Source organism: Clostridium sp. (assembly GCF_036660475.1).
Classification (GTDB): Bacteria; Bacillota; Clostridia; order Clostridiales; family Clostridiaceae; genus Clostridium_J.
This window is the reverse complement of the sequence record NZ_JAVXAO010000004.1, coordinates 214543-229678: the sequence shown is the minus strand read 5'-3', so window position 1 is coordinate 229678 and position 15136 is coordinate 214543. Positions and strand designations below refer to the sequence as shown.

At 32.4% G+C, this 15136-nt stretch carries 12 protein-coding genes; 1 reads left to right on the top strand and 11 read right to left on the bottom strand.

Annotated features, from left to right (window positions below):
- Positions 1-116: 116 nt before the first annotated feature.
- The 10 genes from RSA29_RS08035 to RSA29_RS07990 form a co-directional block, all read right to left on the bottom strand.
- Positions 117-2258, bottom strand: coding sequence for a YgiQ family radical SAM protein (locus RSA29_RS08035; RefSeq protein WP_346943513.1), 2142 nt, complete (start codon positions 2256-2258; stop codon positions 117-119).
- A 266-nt stretch (positions 2259-2524) separates the two neighbouring features.
- Positions 2525-3559, bottom strand: coding sequence for a type I glyceraldehyde-3-phosphate dehydrogenase (gap, locus tag RSA29_RS08030; RefSeq protein WP_346943517.1), 1035 nt, complete (start codon positions 3557-3559; stop codon positions 2525-2527).
- A gap of 366 nt (positions 3560-3925) precedes the next feature.
- Positions 3926-4234: a thioredoxin gene (trxA, locus tag RSA29_RS08025; protein ID WP_346943512.1), complete on the bottom strand. Its 309-nt coding sequence runs from the start codon at positions 4232-4234 to the stop codon at positions 3926-3928.
- 87 nt (positions 4235-4321) lie between these two features.
- On the bottom strand, positions 4322-7570 hold the full coding sequence (locus RSA29_RS08020) for an FtsX-like permease family protein (protein WP_346943511.1): 3249 nt from the start codon (positions 7568-7570) through the stop codon (positions 4322-4324).
- 2 nt (positions 7571-7572) lie between these two features.
- Positions 7573-8277 (bottom strand): ABC transporter ATP-binding protein, encoded by a 705-nt coding sequence (locus RSA29_RS08015; RefSeq protein WP_346932226.1) that lies wholly within the window; start codon positions 8275-8277, stop codon positions 7573-7575.
- Between the two features lie 310 nt (positions 8278-8587).
- Positions 8588-9043 carry a DUF4870 domain-containing protein gene (locus RSA29_RS08010; RefSeq protein ID WP_346943510.1) on the bottom strand — a complete coding sequence of 152 codons (456 nt, stop codon included), beginning with the start codon at positions 9041-9043 and terminating at the stop codon, positions 8588-8590.
- 221 nt (positions 9044-9264) lie between these two features.
- The gene (panD, locus tag RSA29_RS08005) at positions 9265-9648 is read right to left on the bottom strand and encodes an aspartate 1-decarboxylase (protein ID WP_346932224.1); all 384 of its coding nucleotides are present in this window, start codon (positions 9646-9648) and stop codon (positions 9265-9267) included.
- Positions 9649-9731: 83 nt separating this feature from the next.
- Positions 9732-10577, bottom strand: coding sequence for a pantoate--beta-alanine ligase (gene panC, locus RSA29_RS08000; protein ID WP_346943509.1), 846 nt, complete (start codon positions 10575-10577; stop codon positions 9732-9734).
- 177 nt (positions 10578-10754) lie between these two features.
- Positions 10755-11582, bottom strand: coding sequence for a 3-methyl-2-oxobutanoate hydroxymethyltransferase (gene panB / locus RSA29_RS07995; RefSeq protein WP_346943508.1), 828 nt, complete (start codon positions 11580-11582; stop codon positions 10755-10757).
- Positions 11582-12430 (bottom strand): Rossmann-like and DUF2520 domain-containing protein, encoded by an 849-nt coding sequence (locus RSA29_RS07990; RefSeq protein WP_346943507.1) that lies wholly within the window; start codon positions 12428-12430, stop codon positions 11582-11584. Before RSA29_RS07990 ends, panB begins: the two co-directional genes overlap by 1 nt.
- Positions 12431-12838: 408 nt before the next feature.
- Here RSA29_RS07990 and RSA29_RS07985 point away from each other — a divergent pair, with 408 nt between their 5' ends.
- A complete protein-coding gene (locus tag RSA29_RS07985) occupies positions 12839-13678 on the top strand; it encodes a phosphatase (RefSeq protein WP_346943506.1) in 840 nt (279 codons plus the stop codon).
- Between the two features lie 161 nt (positions 13679-13839).
- Here RSA29_RS07985 and RSA29_RS07980 read toward each other — a convergent pair whose 3' ends face one another.
- The gene (locus RSA29_RS07980; protein WP_346943505.1) at positions 13840-15084 is read right to left on the bottom strand and encodes a glycoside hydrolase family 3 N-terminal domain-containing protein; all 1245 of its coding nucleotides are present in this window, start codon (positions 15082-15084) and stop codon (positions 13840-13842) included.
- Between the last annotated feature and the right edge of the window lie 52 nt (positions 15085-15136).

Here is a 15136-nt window from a genome sequence, read left to right as displayed (position 1 = left end):
CTATGATTTAGCAAATTGAGCTTACTCATTCGATTACATATGAGAATGAGTTTCCTATTATCAAATGCATATGGGAATGAGTTTCATGATTTTTAGTATCCATTACTGCTATTTCTCTATTTACGAGTTCTCTTCACTGATTTCCCCTTCGAAGCCGCTTTACTATTTTGGCTTGCAAATTTACCTCTAGATTTGTCATTTGTTTTCCCATTGGCTACCTTAGATTTACTTACCTGAGAATCTCTGCTTTTACCTGAACCTTTACCACTATCATTCCCAGTAGGCTTGCTCCTGAAGCCACCTTCAACCTTCACTTTCCCATTACTATTAGAGTTTCCTTTACTTCTTTTATCTCCTGAACCCGTAACTTTAGCCCCTCGGCCTTTGCTAGAATTACTGCTCTTCCTATTACCTTCTGATATTCTACCATCATCCCCATTGCCATTAAAACTCTTACCTTGACCCTTCGATTTTATAAGACATTTAGGGCCGTTGCCTATTAAATCTTGTCTTCCTGCCTGAACTAATGCATCATAGACTATATCATACTTCTTAGGATTTCTATATTGAAGTAGCGCTCTTTGCATAGCCTTTTCACTCTTGCTCTTAGGTACATAAACCTTCTCCATAGTTAACGGGTCCACCCCTGTATAGAACATAGCCGTAGCTAAAGTTCCTGGAGTTGGGTAGAAATCTTGAACTTGTTCCGGTTGGTACTTTATATCCCTTAAGTATTCCGCAAGCTCTATAGCTGAATCTAAAGTACTCCCTGGATGGCTTGACATTAGATAAGGAATTATATACTGTTTCTTTCCTGCTGCTTCATTAATTTTATAGAACTTCTCAGTAAATTTGTCATAGGTTTTTCCAGCTGGTTTTCCCATGTATTTTAAAACATTACCACAAACATGTTCTGGTGCAACTTTTAATTGTCCACTAACATGATGCTCAACTAATTCCTTAAAGAATGTGTCGTCTTTATCTGCCATTATATAATCATATCTAAGTCCAGAACGCACAAAGGCTTTTTTCACTTTAGGAACAGTTCTTACCTTTCTTAACAAATCTAGATATTCAGTATGATCTACATCCAAGTTTTTGCAAGGTTTTGGATATAAACACTCCTTATTTTTACAAGCTCCATGCTTAAGCTGTTTACTACATGCAGGACGTCTAAAGTTTGCTGTAGGACCTCCCACATCATGAATATACCCTTTAAAATCACTCAAATTAGTTATCTCAACAGCTTCTTGAAGAATAGACTCTTCACTTCTACTTTGCACAATTCGTCCTTGATGGAAGGTTATAGCACAGAATGCACAATTCCCAAAGCATCCCCTTGAGCTAACTATACTAAACTTAACCTCTTCTATAGCTGCAATACCACCTTGCCCTTCGTAGCAAGGATGATAATTCTTCTGATACGGAAGTCCATACACATGGTCTAGTTCTTCTCTTGACAGTGGCATCTCAGGTTTATTCTGAACCACATATCTATTAGCGTGTTTTTGAACTAAAGTCTTTCCTCTTACCGGGTCTTGCTCTTCATATTGGACCTTAAAAGCCCTAGCATAGTCCATCTTATCTTTACAAATATCCTTATAAGATGGAATCTCAATATAATCACTTACATTTTCTAAATCATCTACTATGTAACAAGTACCAGGTACGTGCCTAATATACCTTATCTCTAGTCCATCATTTAAATTATTTGCAACCTCTACAATTTGCTTCTCACTCATGCCATAGATTAAAAGATCAGCCCCACTATCAACCAGCATAGATTTTCTAACTTTATCACTCCAGTAATCATAGTGAGCAAATCTTCTAAGACTAGCCTCAACGCCTCCAATTATAATCGGAATGCTTTTATGTGCTTCTCTTATCTTATTGCAATACACGATAGTTGCCATATCAGGTCTTAATCCCATCTTCCCACCCGGAGAGTAAAAATCCTTTTCTCTTAGTTTTTTAGCAACTGTATAATGGTTAACCATGGAATCCATGTTTCCTCCATTAACTAAAAATCCAAGTCTCGGTCTTCCAAGCTTCATAAAGTCCTTTGTATCATTCCAATCCGGTTGCGCAATTACCCCAACTTTGTACCCCACATCTTCAAGAACCCTTGAAATTATGGCCGTTCCAAAACTATGATGATCTATATACGCATCTGCTGTTACTATAATAAAATCTAACTGATCCCAATTTCTTTCAATCATATCCTGTTTACATATTGGTAAAAATTTATTTTCCGTCATCCAATCACCTACTTAAATATAGTGTAAGGCATCTGAAAATAAATAATAAGTCAAAGATACTGACTTATTTATTTTTTGAAGATGCCTAACCTATTATAATATAACTTAACTAATAATTATACTGTAAAAAAACCCAAAGTCCTATTTCTTTTTCAAATAGTCCTTTGAGTCTTTTAAAATATATTTCATCTTACGGGATTTCAAATATATTTTCATTTTATGGGATTTGATAATAATATATATCAATCACTAGATAAACCAGTGAATTAAGCAATTTTAGAGATTTTTTCTACTTTTAATAAGTGTGCAACATAATTAGTTAAATCAACTACCCTTGCAGAATATCCCCACTCATTATCATACCATGATGCAATTTTTATCATCTTTCCATTTACCATAGTTGATAATCCATCAACTATAGAAGATCTGCTATCACCCTTAAAATCTACAGACACTAACGGTAATTCACATAATCCAAGTACACCCTTAAGTTCATTTTCTGAAGCTCTCTTAAATGCTTCATTTATTTCTTCTACTGTAGTTTCTTTTCTCACTTCACAAACTAAATCTGTTATTGATACCGCTGCTGTTGGAACTCTTAAAGCAAATCCATCCAATCTTCCTTTAAGTTGTGGCAATACCTTTGCAACAGCCTTTGCAGCGCCAGTAGTAGTTGGTACTATGGATTCACCAGCCGCTCTTGCTCTCCTTAAATCTTTATGACTCTTGTCAAGTATTTGCTGATCATTAGTATAAGAGTGAACTGTTGTTATAAATCCAGTTACAATCCCAAAATTATCATCTAAAACCTTAGCTACTGGAGCTAAACAATTTGTTGTACATGAAGCATTAGAAATCAATGTATGCTTAGAAAGATCTAATTCCGAATCATTTACCCCCATAACAACAGTAATATCTTCATCTTTACCTGGCGCCGTAAGCAAAACTTTCGTTGCTCCAGCCTTCACATGTTGCATAAGGTCTTCTCTAGATGTAAATTTACCGGTAGATTCTATTACTATATCTACATTAAGTTTTCTCCATGGAATATCCTTTGGAGAATCACACTTAGTTATTTTTATTTCTTTACCATTAATAATTATGGAATTTTCCGTTGTCTTTACTTCGCCTTTAAAAATACCAAAACAAGAATCATACACAAATAGATGTGCAAGAGTTTCTACATCTGCTCTAGCATTTATAGCAACAATGTTAAAATCATTTTTTTGATTTTCACATGCTATCCTTAAAAAAGTTCTCCCTATTCTTCCGAACCCATTTATTCCAACGTTTATCATAATTAAACCCCCATGAATCATTGTTATACTCTTTATATTTATAAAGTACATCATATTTTACCGCTTGTCAAATAAAGTACATCATATTTTTCTTTAAATTTAATAGTTTCTTATGTCTTTACTCCATTTTTCTCATCATTTCTCCAAAATGCTATATTAATCCAACAGTAATCATAAATAATATGAACTCTCTAACTTTATATCCTTTTTATTAGGGATTTTCTAAGAATTCTAAGCATCATATACCTTTATATGTGATATACAATAAACCCCTGTAATATAATAAAACCTCTGTCATACAATATGACAGAGGTTTTATCCAATGTTTTTATTCTCAAAATCTAATTTTATATCAGCTATTCAGTAAACTTATATATGATTTTTAAGTTTAGCCTTTATATCCTCTGGCTGCATGAATCCAACCATTCTTTCTACCGGTGCCCCATCTTTTAGTACTATCATTGTAGGAACACTCATAACTGAAAATTTCTTTGCAACTGCTCTACTTTCATCAATGTCGCTCTTTAAAAACTTTACCTTACCTTCAAAATCCCCTTGAAGATCTTCAAGTACTGGAGTTAATCTTTGGCATGGTCCACACCATGTAGCAAAAAAATCTACTAAAACTAATCCTTTACCTGTTTCTAATTCAAATTCCTTTTCACTTACTACCTTCATATCTATCTCCCCCATAATTTTGTTTATATAACAATTTTACCATGGTTTCATATATTTTTACATATGGTTAAATTATTTTCTAAACTTCTAATCTACAGACTTTAGAGATTCAACCATATGTATTTTTTTAAGTTTATAATACATGGCCCAGTTAACTATAGCTGAAAATAATATTGTAAGTAAGGCCGACCATATATAACTAAACATAGCTATATTACGCCCAAACATCATTGATTCAAGTTCCGCTGTTACCATGATAAACCTGTGTAAGAACACACCCAAAACAAGACCAGTACCCATTCCAATGAAGGTTAATATAAAGTTTTCCCTATACACATAGGCTGAAACTTCATTGTCATAGAATCCCAAAACCTTAATTGTAGCAATTTCTCTTATCCTCTCACTAACATTTACATTTGTAAGATTATAAAGTACTACGAAAGCTAACGATCCAGCTGATATAATCATAACTAGTACCACATAATTTAGACTCTTAATCATATCGCTAAAGTTATTTTTAATACTAGAATTAAAATTAACCGAACCTATATTAGGCATATCTATTATATCTTTAGCCAAACTCTTTTGAAACTCCTCTGAAGTATCCTGAATTCTTGATACTATATGATTATAATCAACTTTTTCCCCATAAATTTTTTCATAAAGTGATGTTGTCATATATACATAATGAAATACGTAATGCTCTGTAATTCCAGTTATCTTAACTGAGAACTTTTCTTTATCTTCATTTTCAATATATATAGTATCGCCAACCTTTGCACTAAGTTGTTTTGCAAGTTTTTCACTAATTACAATACCGTCATCTGAGAGAATTAAATTTTCTTTTGTCCTACGATTTCTTAAATCTATAAAATCATTGAAAATTTGTAAATCATTCGGAATAAACAATTTTACATCTTTCTCTATCTCATCCTTTGAAGCCTTTATATTTAAGTTCTTAGCTAACATATATTCTTCTATCCTATTTTCTTTTGAAACATTATCTATAAGCTCCGTATAATCCCCCTCTGACATATTACCTTCCAAATCAACCATCATATCATACTCATATATTTCACCAAACTGTTTATCTACAATAGCCCGTATAGAATCCTTTATTCCAAATCCAGCTAATAGTAGTGCTGTGCAACCAGAAATCCCTATTACAGTCATTAGAAAGCGCTTTTTATATCTAAATATATTTCTTGCAGACACTTTCTGAATAAAATTAAATCTATTCCATATGAAAGGTATTCTTTCTAATAAAATTCGCTTCCCTTCTGTCGGCGCCTTAGGTCTCATCAAAAGTGCTGGTGTTTCTACTAATTCTCTATAACATGCAAATACCGCAGCTAAAGTAGTTGTAAGTATTGATGCCATAGTTGACATAATTGCATATTTCACATTAAAAGTTAATATAACCTTAGGCAGATTATACATTATCCCATAGGCATTAAATATAACCGTTGGAAATATCGTAAATCCTATAATAATTCCGATGATACTTCCAATTAGACTTGCCAATGCTGCATATATAATATACTTTGAAACAATTGCTCCCTTACTATACCCAAGAGCTTTTAATGTTCCTATGTTTCCTCTTTGTTCATCCACCATTCTAGTCATAGTTGTTAAACACACTAAAGCCGCAACAACAAAGAAAAATACTGGAAATACCTGAGCAATTGCATTAACTCTATCTGCTGACCCTTCATAATCCACAAAAGTATAATTAGTATTTCTATCTAACACATACCACTTAGCGTCTTTAAACTTACCAATTTTTTCTTCCGCCTCAGCTAATTCCCTCTCACCATCATGAATCTTTTTTTCTGCCTCAGCCTTGGCTTTTTCATATTCTTCTTCACCCTGTGCTAAAGATATCTTACCTTCTTCTAATTTGCTACGAGCATCTGAAAATTCCCTATTTGCTGCTTCTTTCCCACGATTTAATTCAAGTTTTTTATTTGAGATTTCCACCTTCCCTAACTCGATAGCCGTCTTAGCATCATTTAACTGTTTCTCACCCTCTAGTATCAGCGCCTTGTTGGTTTCAAGTTCTATACTTGCCTTACTTAGCTTCTCTTTATTTGTTACAATTACAGTTTGAAGCGTTGATATTTCACCTTGAATTTGTGCCTTCTCAGCCTCTGAAAGATTTTCATTTTTTATCTTCTCTTGAAGAGCAAGTAGATACCCCTCTGCATTTTTAAGTTCAGCTTCTCCAGCTGCTATTTGCTCTTCCGCTACTTTAAATTGTACTTCAGCCTCATTTTTTTTTGTGATAAACTCACTATACTTTTTATTGTATTCCGATTCATTATCTATAAGTGTCGCTTCACCACTTAAAATCTTACCCTCAGACTCTTTAATAAAGCTATTAAATTTAGTTTCCTTATCTAAAAGCTGGCTTTCTCCAACCACTAAGGCATCTCTTGATTCCTTGAGTTTATCCTCAGCATCCTTTAGTTCTTTTTCAGCCTTTGTTTTTCCATCTTGAAGTTCTTTTCTGCTATCATCAATCTTACCCATAGCTTCACCAATTACTTCTTCATACCTAACTTTACTTCTTGCTAACCCTAAAGTTTCAAGTTTTTCTTGAACCTGATTAATTACCTCATCATATCTATTACTATAAGTTTGAATTTCATTAGCACCTTGTACTGTAAGTAGCATTTCTGTATATGCATCCATATTAAAATCCACATTAGGAATTATCATAAAACTACCAACCTGACCATTTCCAATGGTACTACTCCCCTTCTCCATTGAAAGATATGTTGGACTATGAACTTTCCCTACCACTGTAAACTGACTAGTTTTCAAAGAGCTACTAATATCATCACCAGTGCCTGAGGTAACCTCCAAAATTGTTCCTATAGGTATATCCGTTTTCATCATTGACTCTGCTTCAATAACGCATTCACCTGATTTTTGTGGAAATCTTCCCTCTACTAGCTTAGGTATATTTATATAGTCTTCATTTGAATTCTTATGATTTTCTAATGAAAACCCGTGTACTTTCACTACAATTTCCTCAGTTTCAAGCCTTGTAAGCACGTCCAAAGAATATGTTGGAAATACACCCTTAACACCCTCTATATTTCTCACTTCATTAACATCATCATCTGTAATCCCAAGTGTTGAAATAAGTTGTATGTCCATAAAATTTTGATCATCGTAGTACGCATCAGCTGTAATCTTCATATCAGGAGATGCAACCTTTATTCCTGCAAAGAAAGCTACACCTATTGCCACTATGGCAACAATAGATAAAAATCTACTTAGGCTCTTTTTGATATCTCTAAACGTATCCTTTGATAATGAACTCCTCATGGCTACCACTCAATCCTTTCCACTGGAGTTGGATTATCATTAATAGCAATACTATGGACTTTACCATTCTTAACCTTTATAACCTTGTCACCCATAGCTGTAAGCGCTAGGTTATGTGTGATAACTACAATAGTCATTCCTAAGGTTCTGCTCATATCCTGAAGCAACTTTAAAATAGCCTTTCCTGTATTATAATCTAATGCTCCTGTAGGCTCATCACAAAGTAATAACTTTGGGTTCTTTGCAAGAGCCCTAGCAATTGCTACTCTCTGTTGCTCTCCACCAGAAAGCTGTGCTGGAAAATTATTTCTTCTTTCTTTAAGCCCAACATCCTCTAATGTTTTCTCTGTATCTAACGGATCTTTACATATTTGAGTTGCTAGTTCTATATTTTCTATAGCCGTTAAATTCTGAACTAGATTATAAAATTGAAAAACAAACCCAATATCAAATCTTCTATAGGTTGTAAGGTCTTTTTCACTGTACTTATCAATTCTATTTCCATCCACATAAATTTCACCTGATGTTGAAGTATCCATCCCACCAAGTATATTTAATATTGTACTCTTTCCAGCTCCACTGGCTCCTGCAATTACAACAAACTCACCTCTATTAATAGAGAAATCAACTCCATCTAAAGCATTAATTTCGACCTCACCCATTTTATATGTTTTTCTTACATCTACAAACTCAATATATTTGCTCATTTACTACTACTCCTCCACCCACTATAAAATAACATAACTTATTACTATATAAATGTTTTTCTTCATTTGATATTCAATTTTATAACAATCTTTTAAATATAAAATTAATGTTATAGCACTTTATATTTGCTGTCAATTAATTTAAGATAACCCCTATTTTCTTTAGCTAATATTTACTATCTGTTCACCAAATTATAATAAATTAGAAACGGTTTTTGATAAATGTCTATATATTAAAAGGGTACCAGTTTAAAACTAGATACCCTGCCTTATAAAGTATTCACTGTATTCCATTATAAATATCTTCTTTTTATATTTTTTTAACAATCTTCTCAGCAAACCTACCTACCATTGGAATTTTATATCCCCTATACTGATATGCCTTTACCATAGCTATAATTTCAAATATAGTTATAGCTATATTTACTGCCCCTGTAACTAACCCTACAATGAGCAAAGTTCCTAAAGCTCCATATGCAAGTGGAGTGAAAAATAACATACCTACACTTCCACCTATAACAAAAAGTATAACCAAATTAATAATGATCCCAACCATGTTAAGTAAAAATCCTTGCATTGCATGAAACTTAACAAATTCACTATTTTTCTCCATGAAGTAAATAATAATAGGAACCAACCATGATATATAATTTACACCTGGTATAAAAATTGTAATAATAGCAGCTGCGTAAGCAATTAATGCAATAACATTTGCATTTAAATCTAGTATTGATGATTTATGCGGCTCACAATCATAATTTAACATAATAACTCTCCTTTCAAATTCCTTTTATATTATATTATGCTTTAATATTAATTATATTTCTTATAATATAATAATTAATATTATATTATTTCTAACCTATTTAATATTCTCTTATGCTAAATTAATTCTACTTTAAAAGGGTGTATCAAAATGATTTATTTATGTTTTATCTAAGAATTTAAAACATATTCATTTTGACACACCCTTCTAGTCTTATAATTTTACTTTAACTGTCCATGTTTTTCATAATTAGTAACCTGAGTTATTTTGTTATCCTCACTCACAAATACCACCTTTGGTTTATGTTCTTTGGCTTCTTCGCAATCTACTTCACAATAGCTCATAAGTATGATTTTATCTCCAACTTGAACACATCTTGCTGCTGCTCCATTAAGGCATATAAGTCCACTACCTCTTTCGCCTGCAATTGTATATGTTTCAAATCTATTACCATTATTTATATCTACTATTTGAACCTTCTCATATTCTAAAATACCTGAAGCATCAAGTAAATCTTCATCTACTGTAATACTCCCAACATAATCTAGTTCTGCTTGAACTACTGTAGCTCTGTGTATTTTCCCTTTTAACATTGTTATTCTCATAACCTTTCCCTCCTAAGTTAGGCATATGAAGATAAATAAGTCAGATAGTCGATGATACTGATTTATTTATTTTTGAAAATGCCTTATATATGATAAGTAAAATTGTCTATTAACCTAGTTTTCCCAAAGCCAACTGCAAGGGCTACAAGTACATCTTCTTTAATTTCACAAACTTCTTCTAGTGTACTACTGCTTACAACCTTCACATAGTCTATTTTTGCTAGCTTTTCTTTCCCTATATTTTCACTTATAAATTTTACTATAGTTTCTGCATTTCTTTCCCCAGCTTCCATAAGATTCTTAGCCGAGTATAAAGATTTATTTAAAACTAGGGCTGCTTGTCTTTCTTCCTTTGAAAGATAAACATTTCTTGAACTCTTTGCAAGTCCATCTGCTTCTCTAACAATAGGACATCCTACTATTTCTATATCAATATTAAGATCTCTTACCATCCTTCTAATAACTGCAAGTTGTTGAGCATCTTTCTCTCCAAAGTAAGCTCTTTGGGCTGGTACAATATTGAATAGTTTTGAAACTACAGTACAAACACCTCTAAAGTGACTAGGCCTACTACTTCCGCATAGTCCTGAAGTAAGTCCACCAACTTCTACAAACGTTGACGCATCACTAAAGTACATATCTTCACTATCCGGATTAAATATTAAGCTTGCTCCAGCACCCTCACAAAGTATTGAATCCTTTTCTAAATCTCTAGGGTATTTATCCAAATCCTCTGTTGGTCCAAACTGTGTTGGATTTACAAATATACTTACTACAACTCTATGATTTTCATCAGCAGCTTTTTTAATTAAGCTTTCATGACCCTCATGAAGATATCCCATCGTAGGAACAAATCCAACCTTTAACCCTTGTGATTTCCATTCTTTAACTATGGCTCTAACTTCTGATACATTATTTAACACTTTCATAACTTTACCCTCTTTTTGCTATTTATATATTTATCCTCTATATGCTTTTTCTATTTATTTATTTATTTATATCCTCATAAATTTTATACGTTCCATTACTTAAAATTCGTGAAGAATTTTATCCTTAATTTTAAACTCTAAATTCTAAACCTTTAATTAAAGTTTAAACCTTATCTTCTAATAAAGTTTAGAAATAACATCCTCACTTATTTTAAATCCATGCTCTGGTGCCGGAAAAGCGCCTGTACTAACTTCATTTATATATTCTTTAAACGCTTCTGTCATTGCTTCACCTAAATTCGCATACTTTTTTACAAATTTTGGAGTGAAATCATTAAACATACCCAGCATATCTTGATATACTAGAATTTGACCATCACAATCAACTCCCGCTCCAATACCTATAGTCGGAATTGAAACCTCTCTTGTAACAAGCTCTGCAAGTTTTGCAGGAACACATTCTAAAACTACAGCGAAGGCACCTGCCTTTTCTACAGCCTTAGCTGCTTCAATAAGTTCTCTTGCTGCTTCTTCACTTTTCCCTTGAACTTTAAATCCTCCCAATGAATTAACAGATTGAGGTGTTAATCCTATATGTGCCATAACTGGTATAGATGCTTTTGTTATTGCTTCTATTCTGTCACACATATCTACTCCACCTTCAAGTTTTACTGCATGAGCACGTCCCTCTTTCATAAGACGACCAGCATTTACAACTGCATCATATACAGATGTTTGATAAGACATAAAAGGCATATCTGCAACTACTAAAGCATTTTTAACACCTCTTGTAACAGCCCTTGTATGATGAATCATATCCTCCATAGTTACTGAAATAGTATCCTCATAACCAAGACAAACCATTCCCACAGAATCTCCAACTAAGATTCCATTAATTCCTGAGTTATCTATGATTTTTGCCATGGAATAGTCATAAGCAGTAAGCATCGTAAGTTTATCGCCCTTTGCCTTTGCTTCCTTGAATGTTACAACTGTATTTTTCATTAATCTTCATCTCCTAAAAATCTTTCTATTTTACTATAATCCCTACTTTTATTTTTTTCCTTTGCCACCTTAAGTAAATTCTTGTTTAAAGCTTTGTACAAATTTTTATCTTCACCCTCTAAACATGATGAATGACATTTGATAGTATTAAGATCCCCTCTTTCTAGTGGACCTGTAAGACTCTTAACCGTTCCTGAAGCTTTTATATTCTCAATATTATTTGTTATAAGAGGATATAGCGCATCAATAGCTAGTTCTTCACTAAACCCACACTGTTTTAAACAATTTACACCGTTACTAATAAGCCCCAGTACCAAGTTACTACTCATAACTGATGCTAAGTGGTACACACTCTTGTTTTCTTTATCAATAATTTTCACCTGATTTCCCATATTTTTAATCATAGTTACTAATTCATCAATATATTTTTCGTGTCCTTCAATGGTTATAAAGGCATTTTTAAAGTTTTTGTAGGAATTATATTTATCCGAAAGGGCAAACATTGGATGTATAGAATAGGGGTAAGCACCATGCTTATTTATATCTGAAAAGATTTCCGAAGATAATAAACCACTACAGTGGCATATTAATTTATTATTTATAGACAACTCTTTTATTTCATTCCATACCCCTTGAATTTCTCCATCTGGGGTAGTAATGAAGATTCCATCACTCTCTTTTACAAGTTCTTTCAAACTCAAAAATTGCTTTGTGTCCGTAAAGTTCGCAGCTTCCTTCGACGAATTTTGATTCTTACTATAATAACCTGAAAGCAAGATACCATTTTCCTTGAAGTATTTCCCTAAGGAAAAACCAACCTTACCGGCTCCAATGAATCCAAATTTCATAACAATCACTCCTCACTAAAAATATGTGAAGTAATTTATTATCTTAGTCTCACTCCAAAAGATATGAGCTGTCCGTGAAATCTTTTTATCACTTAGGAAATAAGTTTTTATCTCCATACATGTTAGATTAAGCTTTATTGTGCTATCACTTTATCGCCTAATCCTATAGATATAAATTATTAGTAGGTGCAATTATTTCTATACTGCCCTTTCCCTACTTATATCATACTCATCAAACTTTTTCAACATTTTTGCCACTATTAATTTTTTAATATACCTTATATAAATTAATAATTTAATTTTATCTGCTGATAATATCTTTCTTCTGAATAAAATATCCAATTTATAAAATACTAAAACCACATATAAGTAATATCATATATGGAATTTTATTAAAGGAGCGTTATTATGAAAAGATATTTAAAGGGGATTTGTTTTTTACTATTATTAGTTATGTGTATTTTATTTATTCCTCAATCAGCCATTGCCAGTAGTGTAGCTAATCAAAATGAGGGTTTCCTTACTATTGACACTGATAAAGAAACACCACTTCCAAAACGATTTAGGATTATACCAACCTTAAACATTTCTGGTAGTGCACAGTTTATTCCATCTCAAATAGATACTATAAAAAAATCAATAAATGTACCTGATACTTATATTGTAGACTTGAGACAGGAATCACATGGTTTTTTAAACAACATAGCTGTGAACTACTATAGCCCTGAAAAACTACTAAATGAAGGTTTTACATCTGAAGAAACCTTAGCCAATGAAAAGTCTAGATTTGAAGCAATTAAACCTGGAGATGAAGTTAATCTTTATAATAAACAGTCTAAACTTATAAAATCTATTAAAGTAGAAACTTCTCAAATCGAGCCTAATCTAGCAGAAAAAGCTGATCTTAAATATGTACTTTTTGCTACTCGAGATGGTCATATTCCAACACCTGAAATGGTTGATAGCTTTGTAGAATTTGTTAAAAATACACCCTCTACAACCCATCTTCATTTTCACTGTAAAGAAGGTCAAGGTAGAACTACTACCTTTATGTCACTATTTCAAATGATGAAGGAAAGTACAACTAAATCCTTAGATGAAATTCTTAATGAACAGTTAGATGCAGGTGGTATCGTTCTAACAGATAACAATACTAGAGCAAAGTTCCTTCAAGATTTCTATAACTATACCAAAGCTAATGTTGACGATAACTTTAAAGTTCCATTCTCTGTTTGGTCTAAACAATAATATTTTATCCCTATTCACGAACTATCTATATTTTATTATACAAACAAGAACCTATAGTGTAGATTTTAAAAACATCTACACTATAGGTTCAAAGTCTTTTGAATTTTATTAATGTTAGAGATACTTACTAATATTAATAGAGACATACAACTTAGCAATAACTACTGCCCATTTAAGTTTTTAAGCTTTATAATTCTATATACACTCTCATTAATTCTTTCCTCGGAAATAATTCCATTTTTAATCGCTTCCATTACTCCATCAATAGCATCTCCTTGATCTTGAAATGTTCTCGACATTATCATAATATCATTGCCAGCCTGAATAGCTTTTACTGCAGCTTCCTTTGTTGAATATTTTCCTTTTACTCCCTCCATCATCATATCATCTGTTATTACTACACCATTAAATCCAAGTTCCTGTCTTAATAATCCCGTAATTATTTTACTTGATAGACTTGAAATATATTCACTATCCAACTGTGGTAGATATAAATGTCCAACCATTATCATATCTATCCCTTCATCTATAGCGTATTTAAATGGAATTAATTCCAAATTTCTAAGTTCCTCTATTGATTTATTTATTATAGGCGTTGTAAAGTGAGAATCAACACTTGTATCTCCATGTCCTGGAAAATGCTTACCTGATGCTATAATACCAGTAGATTTCATCCCTTTGAATACCTCTGTACCTATTGTTTTAACAACCTCTGGATTATCTGAAAAAGCTCTACTTCCTATGACCGGATTGTTAGGATTAGAATTCACATCTAGCACTGGAGCAAAATTCAAATTAAATCCAAGACTTTTTATAGTTTCTCCAATAGCCATTCCATGGTCAAATGCATATTTCAAATCTCCCTTTGACCCAACATTCCAAGCTGATTCAAAACTCCCCATTTCTTTAGGTATCCTACTTACGATACCACCTTCCTCATCTAGTGACATAAAAAGCTTAACATGGTTTTCACTATTTAGATTATTTAAATCTTCTATAAGTTCCTTTGACTCAGCTACTGTACCTAAGTTCCCACCGAAAAATATTACTCCCCCAACTTTTCTCACTTTTATCATATTGGTAATTTCTTCATTTGCTTCAGTTCCATTAAATCCAACAATAAATAATTGACCAACCCTTTCTTCCAATGTCATACTCTTAACCTTCTCTTGTACTAAATCTCTCTGATTCTCCTGTAACTCTGTTTCATTTTTTTCTTCTTCCTTTTGTATCTCATTTTCTTTATAATTTGCTGCAATGCTACATCCACATAACAAAGTTAACGTTATACCTAGTAAAATTGTTCCACTGATAATTTCTTTAATATAATTATAACTATTTTTTTCATTGTTTTTACACCTAATTTTTTCCACGAAATGCTTAGCTTTACTATACATATATTTCATATTTCACCTCGTAACTATTTTTTCAATTCCATTTATATATTTAAATTTCACT